Below are 15,283 nucleotides of genomic sequence, written 5' to 3'. Positions count from 1 at the left end.
TACAGTGGAGAAAGTCTAAGGTATGGCAAGGGCAATCAGCTTGAGTTAGCGCAAATTTTTGTACAACAGTTAAAAAATGTTAACCCTGTAATAGACGAATCAACAAAGAGCCGTTATACATCGCATCTTTTACCAACGCCGCCCCCGCCATCGTGCCCTGGTTGGTAAACTGCGTGCTTTCCACTACCGTGTTCTTACTGTAGGCGGGCAGCGCCTGCTGACGAATACTGTCGGCAATCGCCGGAAAAAGGATATCGGCCGCTTTACTTAGCGGCGAACCAATAAGAATTTTTTGCGGATTAAATAAATTCACCATAATAGCCAGAATGCGTCCAACATGCGCGCCAACGCCGCTAATGATATCTTTTGCTAATAGATCTCCCTGTATCGCTGCCTGACACAGTGAATCTACCGTTAACGGCTGGCCGTGTAGCATTGAACTCATAGACTGATTAAGCCGAAGCTGCGTAAGCTCCAGTACGCTATCGACGCTGGCTATGGTCTCCAGACAGCCATGATTACCGCAATAACAGCGCTTACCATAAGGATCGACCTGGGTATGCCCAATCTCCACCAGGCTGCTACTGCCCGCATGAAGCAAATGGCCGTCGGTGATAACACCCGCCCCCACATTATGATCAATCACCACCTGAATAACGTCGCGCGCACCGCGTGAGGCGCCAAAAAGCGCCTCCGCCATCGTCCAGGCGCTGATATCATGCTGAATGTAAACCGGTACGCCGGTATGACGCTCCAAAGCATCACCTAAAGGCATTTCTTTGACATCCTCATAAAACGGCATCCGATGCACAATGCCGTTTTCGGTATCGATAATGCCCGGCAACGTAATCGCAATAGAGGTCAGACGCTCCAGTTTTTGCTGATGGCGGGTAAAAAACCGATCAACGTGCGTGATAATTCGCTCAAGCAACGGCGTAGCTTCGGTTAACGGCAGCTCCAGACACTCTTCTACCACCAGCTTGCTACTAAGATCGCGCAGCGCAAGGAAAATTTCGCCACGGCTAATACGAATAGATAAATAGTGCCAGGCTTCAGTTTCCACTACCAGCCCGACGGCGGGACGGCCACGACTGCCCACCTCTTTAATTTCAAGTTCCTGAACCAAATGCGCTTCCAGCATTTCGCGGACAATTTTCGTAATACTGGCAGGCGCCAACTGCGCCAGACGAGACAGGTCAATTCGCGATACCGGTCCGAGCTGATCAATCAGGCGATACACTGCGCCAGCATTGGTCTGCTTAATTTGATCGATATGCCCAGGCTGACTATCAGCAACCACCGCTCACTCCCTTTATTTTCGCGCTCCGAAATAATCTGTGTGCTATGGTGAAACACTTCAATACTCGCCGTCAACTTTTTGCTTAGCCGTGTGATTAACTGCACATTTTCACCCTTTTTAAGTAAAATTAATCCTGCCGGGCAGCCATTAATAGCAGTTGGCAAAACCGCTGTACGGCATGACTCTGTTCATGATGCTTTGGCCATACCAGCCACATTTCAGATACGGCGTCTTCTTCCGCCAGAGGGACCCAGCGCATCTCACTCATCTGCACGCGCTTAAAGGATGCCGGCAGAATCGAGACGCCCAGTCCCGCCGCCACCAGACCGATAATGGTCATTGCCTCGCCAACCTCCTGCGTGATGGTCGGCGTCAGGTTATAACGCCGCATCAGGCCGAGAATATCGTCGTAAAGGCCCGTCCCGACATGCGGATCGAAAAAGACGAAAGGCTCTTTCGCCAGCTCTGTCAGACTGACGACCGGCTTTTGCGCCAGCCGATGCTCGCGCGGGATCATTGCCATAAGCGGCTCATGCAAAATCACCTCGCGATTAAGCGTGTCGGGCAGCGGCGTATTACGTAGCAAGCCAATATCAAGTACGCCTTCGTTGAGCGGCGCGATTTGCTCACGCGTATTCATTTCACGCGTTTGCATATGCACCCCCGGGTAGGACTGGCGGAACAGCGAAAAGGTATTCGATACCGCCCGAATAAAAGGCGCTGAAGACGTAAAGCCAATACGGATTTCGCCCGCTTCTCCCTGATGCAACCGCTCGGCGCGAGCGGCGGCGTCGTTTACCAGACTCAGGATCTGTCGGCTATCCGCCAGAAACTGTCGCCCGGCGGCCGTTAAGGCTACGCTGCGGTTGGTCCGCGCCAGTAATCGCGCGCCGACCTGCTGCTCCAGAATTTGTATCTGCTGACTCAGCGGCGGCTGCGAGATATTGAGGCGCGCGGCGGCGCGACCAAAATGCAGCTCTTCTGCTACCGCCACAAAGTAACGTAAATGACGTAATTCGATATTCATATTTTTAACGTCTTATTTGAGACAATTAATATATTAGACAGAATATTTTGCTTTTTCTATGCTTTATCTGTCGGTTATACCCGTCTCCTGTTTACGGAGATGTAAAGCAAGGATTTAACGTGAGTCGTACAACTATTCTCGATGACGCCACGGCGAGCGATATCGATGAACAACGCCATTCTCAGCCGGTTCAATTTATTAAACGCGGTACAGCGCCTTTTATGCGCGTCACGCTGGCCCTTTTTTCCGCGGGTCTGGCGACTTTCGCGCTTCTTTACTGTGTTCAGCCTATATTACCGGTACTTTCCCAGGAGTTTGGCGTCTCCCCCGCCAGCAGTAGCGTGTCACTTTCTATTTCTACCGCCATGCTGGCCATCGGCTTACTTTTTACCGGCCCGCTTTCTGATGCGATAGGCCGTAAACCGGTGATGGTCACCGCCTTGTTATTAGCCTCCTGCTGCACATTGTTATCAACCATGATGACCAGTTGGCATGGTATTCTGATTATGCGCGCGCTGATCGGTCTATCGTTAAGCGGCGTCGCCGCCGTGGGAATGACCTACCTGAGCGAAGAAATCCATCCCAGCTTTGTCGCCTTCTCCATGGGGCTCTATATTAGCGGTAATTCCATCGGCGGGATGAGTGGGCGTTTATTAAGCGGCGTCATGACCGACTTTTTTAACTGGCGAATCGCGCTGGCGACCATCGGATGTTTTGCGCTGGCGTCTGCGCTGATGTTCTGGAAGATTTTACCCGCCTCGCAACATTTCCGTCCCACGTCGTTACGACCTAAAACGTTATTTATTAATTTCCGTCTCCACTGGCGCGATCGGGGACTACCACTGCTGTTTGCCGAAGGCTTTTTACTGATGGGGGCGTTCGTGACCCTGTTTAACTACATTGGTTATCGCCTGATGCTCTCCCCCTGGGAATTAAGCCAGGCCGTGGTCGGACTGTTATCAGTAGCCTATCTCACCGGCACATGGAGCTCACCGAAAGCTGGCGCAATGACCTCGCGCTATGGCCGGGGACCGGTCATGTTGTTCTCTACCGCGATAATGCTGTGCGGGCTTTTACTGACGCTTTTTACCTCGCTTTGGCTGATTTTTGCCGGAATGCTGCTTTTTTCCGCCGGCTTTTTCGCCGCGCACTCCGTGGCCAGCAGTTGGATTGGCCCGCGTGCGCGTCGGGCGAAGGGACAGGCCTCGTCACTTTATCTTTTCAGCTATTATCTGGGTTCCAGTATCGCCGGGACGCTAGGCGGCGTATTCTGGCATAGTTACGGCTGGAACGGCGTAGGCGGTTTTATCGCGCTAATGCTGGTGCTGGCCATCCTGGTCGGGACGCGGTTACATCATCGTCTTCACGCCTGAAAGAAAGTCACCCGGCGATAGCAACGTACGCTATCGCCGGGCTGGTTTTCACTCCACGACTCACTGTTCACCATAGACCTGTCAGGCTTGATACGCCCATCACTTCTCTGATTGCATCCAGCGCCAGAAGCGTAAATACCACCCAGATTATTGGATTCATATATGGTGTGCTTTTTATTCTGGAGGGCAGATATTACCGTCTCTGAGACTAAAAAAGGGAACGGCAACAAAAAACTACCCATTATGGTGGGCTTACGCCGCGTTATCGCTGTCATTGTACATATCGTTACATGCCGATACCAATCACTCACGGAAGCCCTTTGATAACAGCGATATAGTTATTTCACCGGCCCCGCAGTGGGGTTGAATGAAAAACCAAATCGAGGGTATCAAAATGAAAAAAGTATTAGCTCTGGTTGTTGCCGCTGCAATGGGTCTCTCTTCCGCAGCATTCGCGGCTGAGACTGCGACGCCTGCGAAAACCGCAGCGCCAGCCAAAACAACCCAGCCCACCCAGCACCACAAAAAACAGCATAAAAATACGCATAAGAAACCCGTTGAGCAAAAAGCGCAGGCGGCTAAAAAGCACCAGAAAAAAGATGGCAAAAAAGCCCCAGCCAAATCTACATCAAAAACAACTTCGCAGCCGACTGCGTAAGTCGTCATAACATGCTGTGGCGCGCCCCCGCGCCCGTTTTTACGGCGCTAGATCATTCTGGTTTAGCGCCGCCGTTTGGGAGGGCAAAAAAGTGTCTCGCTACCGCTTTGAGCTCATTCTTATCGCGCTTATTTTATGCGCCGTTATTGCCACGCATTTCTATCTTTCCTGAGTGTAGTTATCTGATTTTACTCCCACTTTCTTACCGTCACGTCTATAGTAATACTGAGGGTTTGTTGTTAATAATCATAATTACCCACCAGAGTGTGATATGCATAAAACCATTGCTGTATTACTGGGCATAGTTTGTTTTTTACCGGTCATGGCGGATGCCAACGAGTCTGATACCAACGCCACGGATGCCAGCGACGTCAAAACGCTTTTTTTTAACCATGACGATCGGGTGCCCGTCGCCGATCCCACCCAATCGCCGTGGGATGCCATCGGGCAACTAGAGACCGCCAGCGGCAATTTGTGTACGGCAACGCTTATCTCCCCACATATCGCCCTAACAGCAGGCCACTGCCTGCTAACGCCGCCAAAAGGAAAACCGGACAAAGCGGTTGCGCTGCGTTTTGTGGCGCAAAAAGGAATATGGCGCTATGAAATCCACGGCATTGAAGGCCGCGTTGAACCGTCGCTGGGCCGGCGCCTGAAAGCGGATGGCGATGGCTGGATTGTGCCGCCTGCCGCGGCAAGCTGGGATTTTGGTCTGGTAATATTACGCTACCCACCTTCCGGTATCACGCCAGTGCCTTTATTTACCGGCGATAAAGCGGCGCTCACTGCGGCGTTGAAAGCCGCAGACCGAAAAGTCACGCAGTCCGGTTATCCGGAGGATCATCTGAATGCGCTCTATTCCCATCAGGATTGCATCGTGACCGGCTGGGCGCAGAATGCCGTACTCTCACACCAGTGCGACACGTTACCTGGCGACAGCGGCTCGCCGCTATTATTGCACACGGATAGCGGATGGCAGCTCATTGGCGTACAAAGCTCCGCCCCTGCGGCTAAAGATCGCTGGCGCGCCGATAACCGCGCTATATCCGTCACCGGCTTTCGCGATAAGCTGAAAGCGCTGGCGCAGGATTAATATTGTGAGTCGCGGGAATCGCTGCCTAACCGGCAGCGCGTGTATCAGGCAAGTTTTATCATAATCATCCCGGCGAGCAGCAATATCACGCCAACCCAGCCTTTGGGATTTAAGCGCTGGCCGAAGAGCACCCAGCCAGCCGCCAGCGTGGCGGCGATACCAAAACCGCCCCATAACGCATACGCCACCGACAGATCTATCCCTTTTACCGCCTGGGAAAGCGCACTGAAGGCGGCCAGAATAGCGGCAAGCGATAAGATGCCATAGCATTTACGGCGAAAACCGTCCGAAAATTTCAACAATACGTTAGCCGCGATTTCCAGCATTATTGCCAGCCCAAGCCAGGCGCCGTGTACCCATTCAAATTGTTGCACGGGTCGCCTCCTTCACCGGTTTACCGGGTTTACGTGTCCCTGATTTGATCAATACGATGCCGGCGACCAGCGTCAGCAAGCCGGCAATCTTCATGGTTGATAATGCTTCATCAAATAACAGCACGCTAAAAACGGTAATAAATAAAATGCCGATCCCTTCCCATAAGGCATACGCCACACCCAGGGCAATCCTTTTTACCGCAAAAGAAAGAAATATATATGACAGCGTGATCATCACCAGCATTAAAATAAAACCCGCATTACCATTACCCACGCTAGCCCATTTCATTGAGAGCGTGCCGGTAATTTCAGTCGCGATAGCCAGAGCTAATAAAATCCAGTAAAACATGACACTTCTCCTGCATGAGAATATACTCTTTCGAGTCTGCTGCACGCAGCAAACTAAAAAATAAAATCAGTTAGCACAGCGCGTTGCGCCAGCTCAGGCAGAAGTTAGAGACTAAAGCGCGTTACGCCAGTGCTGCTCGCCGATCAGCAGGAAAAAGGAGGTAGAGTGAAGATGCGTTTGAGTGGAGAAAAAAGCGCTGAACATATTGTCCATAATATTACAATTATCCGCAGTGTTGCTTCTCGTCATCGCGGATGATAATTGTCCTCGGTAGTTGAACACGCCTGATTTGTATCATAAGCCAGGAATTAACTCAAAATCTTTTCACTTCTTTACCTGAAGTGTTTGATTTTAACCAGAACAGGTCGACCGGCATCACATTATTATTCGTGTCGGCATCAGAAAACAGGGAATGATATGACAAAACCGATCATCACGCTCAATGGTCTAAAAATCGTCATTATGCTGGGAATGCTGGTGGTTATTCTGAGCGGTATCCGCTTCGCCGCAGATATCATTGTTCCCTTTATTTTGGCGTTATTTATTGCAGTAGTTCTCAATCCTGTTGTGCAACGGATGACCCGATGTCGAATTCCGCGCGTTATCGCCGTGTCATTGCTTATTGTGATTATTGTTATGTTAATGGTACTGCTGCTGGCCTATTTGGGCACATCATTAAATGAACTGGCCCGTACCCTGCCGCAATATCGCTCCTCATTGGTCATACCATTGCAACGTATTGAACCGTGGTTACAGCGGGCAGGCATTGGCGTGTCGGTTGATGAGCTGGCGAAATATATCGATCCAAACGCCGCCATGACTCTGGTAACGAACCTGCTCACCCAATTGTCCAATGCCATGTCGTCTATCTTTTTATTGTTATTGACCGTGGTATTTATGCTGCTGGAGGTTCCACAACTGCCTGAGAAACTGCAGCAGATGATGAGCCGCCCGGTGGAAGGCATGGCGGCGATTCAACGCGCGCTTGATAGCGTTTCCCATTATCTGGTGCTAAAAACAGCGATCAGTATCGTGACAGGGCTGGTCGCATGGGGAATGCTGGCCGCGCTGGATGTCCGCTTCGCCTTTGTCTGGGGGCTACTGGCCTTCGCGCTGAACTATATTCCTAATATTGGATCGGTGCTCGCTGCCCTGCCGCCCATTATTCAGGTGCTGGTGTTTAACGGGTTTTATGATGCGCTGCTGGTGCTGGCGGGCTATCTGCTGATTAATCTGGTCTTCGGCAATATCCTTGAACCACGCATTATGGGGCGTGGTTTAGGACTTTCGACCTTAGTTGTATTTTTGTCGTTAATTTTCTGGGGCTGGCTATTAGGTCCGGTGGGCATGTTGCTCTCCGTTCCGTTAACCATCATTGTCAAAATCGCCCTGGAACAGACCACTGGCGGGCAGAGTATCGCCGTTCTGCTTAGCGATTTAAACAAAAGATAAAATGCAATATATACACAAAATCATTCAAGATGCATCGCGGCGGCAAGGGAAGAAATCCCCGGGAGCATAGATAACTATGTGACCGGGGTTTCTGAGCGCAGCCAACAAAGAGGCAGCTTAAAGAATGAAGTGTATAAAAACGGCCTCCAAAGAGGCCGCCGCACATTGAAAAGATTAAAGCGCTTTCAGAATCGCATCCACGCTGGCTTTGGCATCGCCAAACAGCATTTGCGTATTCTCTTTAAAGAACAGCGGGTTCTGTACACCAGCATAACCGGTATTCATTGAACGCTTAAAGACCACGACATTCTGCGCTTTCCACACCTCGAGAACCGGCATACCGGCAATCGGGCTGCGGGGATCGTCTTGTGCCGCCGGGTTCACCGTATCGTTCGCGCCAATCACCAGCACGGTATCGGTATCCGCGAAATCATCATTGATTTCGTCCATTTCCAGCACGATGTCATAAGGTACTTTCGCCTCCGCCAACAGCACGTTCATATGCCCCGGCAGGCGACCCGCCACCGGATGAATGCCGAAACGCACGTTGATACCGCGCGCACGCAGTTTTTCGGTGATTTCCGCCACCGGATACTGCGCCTGCGCCACCGCCATCCCGTACCCCGGCGTAATAATGACGGAGTGGGAGTTTTTCAGCATCTCAGCGGTCTCTTCCGCCGTGATTTCGCGATGTTCGCCAGCTTCCTGATCGTCGCCCGTTGAGGAGCCGTCAGTACCGAACCCACCAGCAATAACGCTGATGAAAGAGCGGTTCATCGCTTTACACATAATGTAAGACAGGATCGCACCTGATGAACCGACCAGCGCACCGGTCACAATCAGCAGATCGTTGCTCAGCATAAAACCAGCCGCCGCGGCAGCCCAACCGGAATAGGAGTTCAGCATTGAAACAACCACCGGCATGTCCGCCCCGCCGATAGAGGCGACCAGATGCCAACCAAACGCCAGCGCGATAATGGTCATCAGCAGCAGCGCCAGAACCTGTAGACCCACGCTTTCGGTGCGGACAAAAACCAGCAGCAACAGGAAAGAAACAACCAGCGCCGCCAGGTTCATTTTGTGACGGTTAGGCAACATCAACGGCTTAGAAGAGATTTTACCGCGCAGTTTACCAAACGCCACGATCGATCCGGTGAAAGTGACTGCGCCAATAAAGATACCGAGGAAGACTTCGGTCAGATGGATATTCACCAGCACCGGCGCCAGACTGGCGTCATGGTACAGATAGCTGTTAAAGCCAACCAGTACCGCCGCCAGGCCCACGAAACTGTGCAGAATCGCGACCAGCTCCGGCATCTCGGTCATCTCAACTTTTTTCGCCATGCGGATGCCAATCGCGCCGCCAATAATCATGGCGACCAGAATCCATGCCACGTTGCCGGTATCCGGCCCGAAAATGGTCGCCAGCAACGCGATCGCCATCCCGGCAATACCGAAGTTATTCCCCTGGCGGGACGTTTCATGCTTTGAAAGCCCGGCAAGACTGAAAATAAACAGGATCGCGGCAACAATGTATGCAGCTGTAACTAATCCTCCAGACATGTGTTACCCCTTAGTTTTTCCGGAACATTTTCAGCATACGCTGAGTCACGGTGAAGCCACCGAAAATATTAATGCTGGCGATAAGCACCGCGATAAAGCTCAGGAAGCTGACCCAGCCGCCCTGACCAATTTGCAATAATGCCCCGACAACAATAATCCCTGAAATCGCGTTGGTCACCGACATTAATGGTGTATGAAGCGCATGAGACACGTTCCACACCACGTAATAACCAACCACGCAGGCGAGCGCAAATACGGTAAAATGGCCGAGGAACTCTTTTGGCGCGACATCGGCCAGCCAGCCAAAAAGAATGATTGCCAGCGCCATAAGCGCATATTTTCGCCAGGGTGAAGCGGGCTTTTCCGGCTCTTTTGGCGCAGGGGCTGCTTTAGGCGCGGCCTGAGGCTGCGCGGAGACCTGGATTGGCGGCGCAGGCCAAGTAATATCGCCGTCGCGAATCACCGTAACGCCTCGGATCACGACATCGTTAAAATCTACGTCAATATTGCCGTCTTTCTCTTTACACAGCAGCTTCAGCAGGTTGACCAGGTTGGTGCCATAAAGTTGGGAGGACTGCGTCGGCAAACGCCCCGGCAGATCGGTGTAGCCAATCACTTTCACGCCATTGTCCGTCGTCACAACCTGATTGGCGACGGTATATTCGCAGTTACCGCCGTTCTGCGCGGCCAGGTCGACAATCACGCTGCCGGCCTTCATAGAATCGACCATATCGCGGGTAATCAGCTTCGGCGCAGGTTTGCCCGGAATCAATGCGGTGGTAACAATGATGTCGACCTCTTTGGCCTGGGCGGCAAAGAGCGCCATTTCCGCTTTGATAAACGCCTCGGACATCACTTTGGCGTAACCATCGCCGCTACCGGCTTCCTCTTTAAAATCCAGTTCGAGGAACTCTGCCCCCATACTCTGGACCTGCTCTTTGACTTCAGGACGAGTGTCAAACGCGCGGACAATCGCCCCCAGGCTGTTTGCTGCGCCGATAGCCGCAAGACCCGCAACCCCGGCACCGATAACCATCACCTTCGCAGGCGGCACTTTCCCGGCGGCGGTGATTTGCCCGGTAAAGAAGCGCCCAAATTCATGCGCGGCTTCTACAATGGCGCGATAACCCGCGATATTCGCCATTGAGCTTAACGCGTCGAGCGACTGTGCGCGGGAAATGCGCGGCACGGAGTCCATTGCCATCACCGTGACCTTACGTTCGGCGAGTTTCTCCATTAACCCAGAATTTTGCGCGGGCCAGATAAAACTGACCAGCGTAGTCCCGGGGTTAAGTAAAGCGATTTCATCTTCTTCAGGCGCATTAACCTTGAGAATAATTTCCGACTGCCAGACGGCATTGCCGTCTACAATATCCGCGCCAGCCTGCGCAAACGCTTTGTCGTCAAAACTTGCCAGTTGACCCGCCCCGCTTTCGATAGCGACGCTAAAACCCAGCTTCAGTAGCTGCTCTACCGTTTTCGGCGTCGCAGCGACACGGGTTTCATTGGGTAACCGCTCTTTTGGTATGCCAATTCGCATAAATGTTCCCTTCCATCGGTATTTTTGATGATGGTTTGTCAGTAAGCGCGGGAAGCGTACGCCTGCCCGCGTTTGAGGTAAATGTTACCCCAGCAGAATAAAACCGTTACAAACTCTCTATAACCTACTGAAAATAACGCCTGTGATCTAGCGCCAAAAAACAGAATTTTTTATCAAATTTGCAAAATATGAACGATTCAGCCGCTAAACAGCCATAATGCCTTGAAAACGGCCTGCGAGGGCTGATAATTCGCTCAAATTTGACAACAAAACATAATTAAACCCCGGGCGCGATCAAGGAATTAACATTAAATTAACTTATTAAATTCATGTGCTTCATCAGCTTAGCCACCCAGCCGCCGTTTTTTTCGACATAGGGATAAATGTTATCATCGAAGATACGGTACATGACACGATGCGTGAAAAATCCCGCAGACATCCATACGGTTTAAATGCAATAATCAGCCACGTTTCTAGTCAATAACAATACCAGTACCTGGTTTGCGCAAGGCGAAGGATTATTTTTATGAAGCTTAAGAACACTCTCCTGGCGTCGGCACTGCTTTCTGCGGCTGCTTTTTCTGTCCATGCAGCAACAGAACTGACGCCGGAGCAAGCGGCTGCACTAAAACCTTATGACCGCATCGTTATTACCGGTCGTTTTAATGCTATTGGCGATGCGGTCTCCGCCGTGTCCCGCCGCGCGGATAAAGAAGGTGCAGCCTCCTTCTATGTTGTCGACACCTCGGAGTTCGGCAATAGTGGTAACTGGCGTGTTGTGGCGGATGTGTATAAAACCGACGCGCCGAAAGCTGACGCGCCCAAAAATCGTGTCATTAATGGCATCGTGGAATTACCAAAAGACCAGGCCGTGCAACTGGAACCATACGATACCGTCACCGTTCAGGGCTTCTACCGTAGCCAGCCGGAAGTCAACGATGCCATTACGAAAGCAGCGAAACAGAAAGACGCATACGCTTTCTATATTGTTCGTCAGGTGGATGCGAACCAGGGCGGGAACCAGCGCATCACTGCGTTTATCTATAAACAAGATGCGAAAAAACGCATCGTCCAGAGCCCGGACGCTATTCCGGCAGATTCTGAAGCCGGTCGCGCCGCGCTGGCTCAGGGCGGCGAAGCTGCGAAGAAAGTCGAAATTCCAGGCGTCGCCACGTCAGCCTCGCCGAGCGCCGAAGTAGGCCGTTTCTTTGAAACGCAATCCACCAAAGGCGGACGTTACACTGTCACACTTCCGGATGGCACAAAAGTTGAGGAGCTGAATAAAGCGACCGCCGCGATGATGGTGCCTTTCGACAGCGTTAAGTTCACCGGCAACTACGGCAATATGACAGAAATCTCCTACCAGGTCGCCAAACGCGCGGCGAAGAAAGGCGCGAAGTATTATCATATTACGCGTCAGTGGCAGGAGCGCGGCAACAACATCACCATCAGCGCCGACCTCTATAAATAAGACGCGCGTCGCCATCAGGTTTTCTCGCCGGATGGCGGCATAACTGCCTTATCCGGCCTACACGATCGTTCAACGGTAGGCCTGATAAGCCACCATCAGGCATTTCTCGCGGGATTCCAACTCCGTCAAATATCGCGATGAATCTCACTTTTCGCTTTTTTAGCGATAAATCTTATCCAGGCCGTTGCATGCGGTCCCTTCTCTCCGTAAAATCCCGCGCCTTAGTGGCTTTCACCATTTTTATGCGTTTTGCCATAATAATTATTCTTCCAATTTCATTTTTATAGCTGGATACCGATGGAAAAAAAACTGGGACTGAGCGCGCTGACCGCGCTGGTTTTAAGCTCAATGCTTGGCGCAGGTGTTTTCAGTCTGCCCCAGAATATGGCCGCCGTTGCCAGTCCGGCTGCGCTGTTAATTGGCTGGGCCATTACCGGCGTAGGGATACTTCTACTGGCATTCGCCATGTTAATCCTTACGCGTATTCGTTCCGAACTTGACGGCGGTATCTTTACTTACGCCCGCGAAGGCTTCGGCGAACTCATTGGCTTCTGTTCTGCCTGGGGCTATTGGCTGTGTGCGGTCATCGCCAACGTATCGTATTTAGTTATTGTCTTTTCAGCGCTGAGTTTCTTTACCGATACGCCTGCGCTGCGTCTGTTTGGCGACGGTAATACCTGGCAGGCTATTGTCGGCGCTTCAGCCCTGCTCTGGATTGTCCATTTCCTTATCCTGCGCGGCGTACAAACGGCAGCCAGCATCAATCTGGTCGCGACTCTGGCGAAACTGTTGCCGCTCGGCGCGTTTATTGTGCTGGCTATCATGTTGTTCAAACTTGATACCTTCACACTGGACTTTACCGGTGTTGAACTCGGTATCCCTGTATGGGAACAAGTCAAGAACACCATGCTCATTACGCTGTGGGTATTTATTGGCGTTGAAGGTGCCGTCGTCGTCTCGGCCCGAGCGAAAAATAAACGCGATGTAGGCCGCGCCACGCTACTGGCGGTCCTCGCGGCGCTGGGAATATATCTCCTGGTCACGCTGCTTTCTCTTGGCGTCCTCGCCCGTCCGGAACTGGCGGAGATGCGCAACCCGTCGATGGCCGGTCTGATGGTGAAAATGATGGGGCCGTGGGGCGAAATTATTATTGCGGCGGGACTGATTGTGTCTGTCTGCGGGGCTTATCTAAGCTGGACTATCATGGCGGCGGAAGTGCCGTTTCTGGCAGCAGCCTATAAGTCCTTCCCGGGAATCTTCGCGCGACAAAATGCTCAAGGCGCGCCTTCTGCGTCGCTATGGCTCACCAATATCTGTGTGCAAATCTGTCTGGTGCTGATCTGGCTTACCGGTTCGGACTACAATACGCTATTGACGATTGCGTCAGAAATGATTCTGGTGCCCTACTTTCTGGTCGGCGCATTTCTGCTGAAGATTGCAACACGTCCCCTACATCGTGCGGTAGGTATCGGAGCCTGTATTTATGGCTTATGGTTGTTATACGCGTCGGGCCCCATGCACCTGTTGCTCTCGGTCGTACTGTATGCGCCTGGATTACTGGTTTTCCTGTATGCGCGTCGGACGCACAAGCATGACAACGTATTAAATCGTCAGGAAGTCGTGCTGATTGGTTTATTGCTGATCGCGGCGGTTCCGGCTACGTGGATGCTGGTGGGATAAATGCTTCCCCATCGTAATACATACGGATATTACGATGGGAAAACCACTGTCTTTGCCAATATTAATGCCATTTAATCCAGCAAAAAATCAGCAGCCACGCGCTTAGCCCCCAGCAGACCACCGCACCACCAAGCGCGACAGGCAGGCGTATCACGCCGCTGAAATACCATAGCGTTGCAAGATAAATAAAATAAGGAATGATCGACCACATACTAAAGACGATGGTGGTACGCATCGCGTCGATGCCCCGCTCGCTGGCAACGATATAGTGCGCGATAAGCGCAAACGTTGGAAACAGAGGGATTAATCCGGCGATATAATAATTTTTCGTTTTTGACAGCAGACCAATCAATACGACAACCAGCGCCCCCAGGGCAGCTTTAATCACGAGTCCCATTACCTTGCCTTAACACGTTAATAACAACAGCGTGTAGCATAACGGAACCGCTCTCGTTTAGAAAAGATTTATGGAAGGGAAAACAGAGGCGGTGTATGTTGGCGTTTTCTATTCTCCATTTATAATATGAACCGCATTGTATTTGTTGAAGACGACGCTGAAGTAGGTTCTCTCATTGCCGCTTATCTGGCGAAACATGATATTGATGTCATTGTTGAGCCGCGTGGTGACCAAGCGGAGGATCTTATCCTCACCACTCAGCCCGATCTGGTTTTACTGGATATTATGCTTCCAGGTAAAGATGGCATGACGATATGCCGCGACTTACGCCACCGCTGGCAAGGCCCGATTGTCTTGCTCACCTCGCTGGATAGTGATATGAATCATATACTGGCGCTGGAGATGGGTGCCTGTGACTATATCCTCAAAACTACGCCTCCGGCCGTTTTACTGGCGCGCCTGCGCTTGCACCTGCGGCAAAACGAACAGGCGCAACAGACAAAAAGTCTACAAGAGCGCGCGCTTACACCGCATAAAGCGCTGCGTTTTGGCGCGTTAACCATCGATCCCCTTAACCGGGCGGTCCAGCTCAATGGCGAGCTCATATCGCTTTCTACCGCCGATTTTGAGTTGCTCTGGGAGCTGGCGACACACGCCGGACAAATTATGGATCGCGACGCGTTGCTAAAAACGCTACGCGGTGTCAATTACGATGGTCTGGATCGCAGCGTGGATGTGGCGATTTCTCGCCTGCGTAAGAAACTGCTGGATAGCGCTGCTGAACCCTATCGTATAAAGACCATTCGCAATAAAGGCTATCTTTTTGCCCCTCACGCCTGGGACGAGACGACAACGGAGTAAATTAGCCGTCAGGTTTTACCCGCCTTTCTCAAGTTATAGTGGCGATGCACGCCGCCACTACTCAAAAAAACACCGTATATATGAATGCGCTTTTTATTGGTCGAAACAGACTCTTTATTAGCATTTTCTCAGCCCTGCGCTTCAG

General features: G+C 51.6%; 16 protein-coding genes. 7 read left to right on the top strand and 9 right to left on the bottom strand.

The features are described 5' to 3' along the window. Positions 1-79 precede the first annotated feature (79 nt). On the bottom strand, positions 80-1,300 hold the full coding sequence (mlc, locus tag F4V72_RS05220; RefSeq protein ID WP_053508043.1) for a sugar metabolism global transcriptional regulator Mlc: 1,221 nt from the start codon (positions 1,298-1,300) through the stop codon (positions 80-82). A 127-nt stretch (positions 1,301-1,427) separates the two neighbouring features. Beyond that, complete coding sequence (locus F4V72_RS05215; protein WP_023249049.1) at positions 1,428-2,327, bottom strand: LysR family transcriptional regulator; 900 nt, start codon at positions 2,325-2,327, stop codon at positions 1,428-1,430. Positions 2,328-2,446: 119 nt separating this feature from the next. Here F4V72_RS05215 and F4V72_RS05210 point away from each other — a divergent pair, with 119 nt between their 5' ends. Then, a complete protein-coding gene (locus F4V72_RS05210) occupies positions 2,447-3,700 on the top strand; it encodes an MFS transporter (protein ID WP_023249050.1) in 1,254 nt (417 codons plus the stop codon). Positions 3,701-3,767: 67 nt separating this feature from the next. Here the strand turns inward: F4V72_RS05210 and F4V72_RS24225 are convergent, their stop codons facing one another. Next, positions 3,768-3,860 carry a KPN_01571 family protein gene (locus F4V72_RS24225; RefSeq protein ID WP_001068154.1) on the bottom strand — a complete coding sequence of 31 codons (93 nt, stop codon included), beginning with the start codon at positions 3,858-3,860 and terminating at the stop codon, positions 3,768-3,770. Between the two features lie 234 nt (positions 3,861-4,094). Between F4V72_RS24225 and asr the strand changes: the two genes are divergently transcribed. Both asr and F4V72_RS05200 read left to right on the top strand, forming a co-directional pair. Beyond that, complete coding sequence (gene asr, locus F4V72_RS05205; protein WP_136058612.1) at positions 4,095-4,358, top strand: acid resistance repetitive basic protein Asr; 264 nt, start codon at positions 4,095-4,097, stop codon at positions 4,356-4,358. A gap of 271 nt (positions 4,359-4,629) precedes the next feature. Next, complete coding sequence (locus F4V72_RS05200) at positions 4,630-5,451, top strand: trypsin-like serine peptidase (RefSeq protein ID WP_023249052.1); 822 nt, start codon at positions 4,630-4,632, stop codon at positions 5,449-5,451. Positions 5,452-5,495: 44 nt separating this feature from the next. Here the strand turns inward: F4V72_RS05200 and mdtI are convergent, their stop codons facing one another. The 3 genes from mdtI to F4V72_RS24715 form a co-directional block, all read right to left on the bottom strand. Beyond that, complete coding sequence (gene mdtI, locus F4V72_RS05195) at positions 5,496-5,825, bottom strand: multidrug/spermidine efflux SMR transporter subunit MdtI (RefSeq protein WP_136058262.1); 330 nt, start codon at positions 5,823-5,825, stop codon at positions 5,496-5,498. Next, positions 5,812-6,174, bottom strand: coding sequence for a multidrug/spermidine efflux SMR transporter subunit MdtJ (gene mdtJ, locus F4V72_RS05190; protein WP_023249054.1), 363 nt, complete (start codon positions 6,172-6,174; stop codon positions 5,812-5,814). The genes mdtI and mdtJ overlap by 14 nt, the downstream gene beginning before the upstream one ends. A gap of 111 nt (positions 6,175-6,285) precedes the next feature. After that, positions 6,286-6,456, bottom strand: a complete 171-nt coding sequence (locus F4V72_RS24715; protein ID WP_001539987.1) for a hypothetical protein — start codon at positions 6,454-6,456, stop codon at positions 6,286-6,288. A gap of 135 nt (positions 6,457-6,591) precedes the next feature. On the opposite strand from F4V72_RS24715, the gene F4V72_RS05180 reads away from it, so the two are divergent. Then, the gene (locus F4V72_RS05180) at positions 6,592-7,626 is read left to right on the top strand and encodes an AI-2E family transporter (RefSeq protein WP_023249055.1); all 1,035 of its coding nucleotides are present in this window, start codon (positions 6,592-6,594) and stop codon (positions 7,624-7,626) included. Between the two features lie 174 nt (positions 7,627-7,800). Here the strand turns inward: F4V72_RS05180 and pntB are convergent, their stop codons facing one another. Both pntB and pntA read right to left on the bottom strand, forming a co-directional pair. Further along, entirely contained in the window at positions 7,801-9,189 is a 1,389-nt protein-coding gene (gene pntB / locus F4V72_RS05175; protein WP_000014056.1) for a Re/Si-specific NAD(P)(+) transhydrogenase subunit beta, read from the bottom strand. 10 nt (positions 9,190-9,199) lie between these two features. Further along, positions 9,200-10,729, bottom strand: coding sequence for a Re/Si-specific NAD(P)(+) transhydrogenase subunit alpha (gene pntA, locus F4V72_RS05170; RefSeq protein ID WP_150342431.1), 1,530 nt, complete (start codon positions 10,727-10,729; stop codon positions 9,200-9,202). Between the two features lie 526 nt (positions 10,730-11,255). On the opposite strand from pntA, the gene ydgH reads away from it, so the two are divergent. Together ydgH and F4V72_RS05160 are read left to right on the top strand one after the other, a co-directional pair. Continuing rightward, entirely contained in the window at positions 11,256-12,200 is a 945-nt protein-coding gene (gene ydgH, locus F4V72_RS05165; RefSeq protein ID WP_053508048.1) for a DUF1471 family protein YdgH, read from the top strand. 297 nt (positions 12,201-12,497) lie between these two features. Beyond that, complete coding sequence (locus F4V72_RS05160; RefSeq protein WP_023249058.1) at positions 12,498-13,880, top strand: amino acid permease; 1,383 nt, start codon at positions 12,498-12,500, stop codon at positions 13,878-13,880. 61 nt (positions 13,881-13,941) lie between these two features. Here F4V72_RS05160 and F4V72_RS05155 read toward each other — a convergent pair whose 3' ends face one another. After that, on the bottom strand, positions 13,942-14,277 hold the full coding sequence (locus F4V72_RS05155; protein ID WP_079836385.1) for a GlpM family protein: 336 nt from the start codon (positions 14,275-14,277) through the stop codon (positions 13,942-13,944). A gap of 126 nt (positions 14,278-14,403) precedes the next feature. Between F4V72_RS05155 and rstA the strand changes: the two genes are divergently transcribed. Continuing rightward, positions 14,404-15,138 (top strand): two-component system response regulator RstA, encoded by a 735-nt coding sequence (gene rstA, locus F4V72_RS05150; RefSeq protein WP_023249059.1) that lies wholly within the window; start codon positions 14,404-14,406, stop codon positions 15,136-15,138. Positions 15,139-15,283 lie beyond the last annotated feature (145 nt).

Origin of the sequence: Salmonella enterica subsp. diarizonae, assembly GCF_008692785.1 — a bacterium.
GTDB lineage: Bacteria > Pseudomonadota > Gammaproteobacteria > Enterobacterales > Enterobacteriaceae > Salmonella > Salmonella diarizonae.
This window is presented reverse-complemented; position numbering and strand designations above follow the sequence as displayed.

What these genes read in the sequence shown, in the direction of transcription:
- F4V72_RS05215 (WP_023249049.1), bottom strand. Translation starts at nt 2,327, where the DNA reads ATGAATATCGAATTACGTCATTTACGTTACTTTGTGGCGGTAGCAGAA.
- F4V72_RS24225 (WP_001068154.1), bottom strand. Translation starts at nt 3,860, where the DNA reads ATGAATCCAATAATCTGGGTGGTATTTACGCTTCTGGCGCTGGATGCA.
- asr (WP_136058612.1), top strand. Translation starts at nt 4,095, where the DNA reads ATGAAAAAAGTATTAGCTCTGGTTGTTGCCGCTGCAATGGGTCTCTCT.
- F4V72_RS05200 (WP_023249052.1), top strand. Translation starts at nt 4,630, where the DNA reads ATGCATAAAACCATTGCTGTATTACTGGGCATAGTTTGTTTTTTACCG.
- mdtJ (WP_023249054.1), bottom strand. Translation starts at nt 6,174, where the DNA reads ATGTTTTACTGGATTTTATTAGCTCTGGCTATCGCGACTGAAATTACC.
- F4V72_RS05180 (WP_023249055.1), top strand. Translation starts at nt 6,592, where the DNA reads ATGACAAAACCGATCATCACGCTCAATGGTCTAAAAATCGTCATTATG.
- pntB (WP_000014056.1), bottom strand. Translation starts at nt 9,189, where the DNA reads ATGTCTGGAGGATTAGTTACAGCTGCATACATTGTTGCCGCGATCCTG.
- pntA (WP_150342431.1), bottom strand. Translation starts at nt 10,729, where the DNA reads ATGCGAATTGGCATACCAAAAGAGCGGTTACCCAATGAAACCCGTGTC.
- ydgH (WP_053508048.1), top strand. Translation starts at nt 11,256, where the DNA reads ATGAAGCTTAAGAACACTCTCCTGGCGTCGGCACTGCTTTCTGCGGCT.
- F4V72_RS05160 (WP_023249058.1), top strand. Translation starts at nt 12,498, where the DNA reads ATGGAAAAAAAACTGGGACTGAGCGCGCTGACCGCGCTGGTTTTAAGC.
- F4V72_RS05155 (WP_079836385.1), bottom strand. Translation starts at nt 14,277, where the DNA reads ATGGGACTCGTGATTAAAGCTGCCCTGGGGGCGCTGGTTGTCGTATTG.
- rstA (WP_023249059.1), top strand. Translation starts at nt 14,404, where the DNA reads ATGAACCGCATTGTATTTGTTGAAGACGACGCTGAAGTAGGTTCTCTC.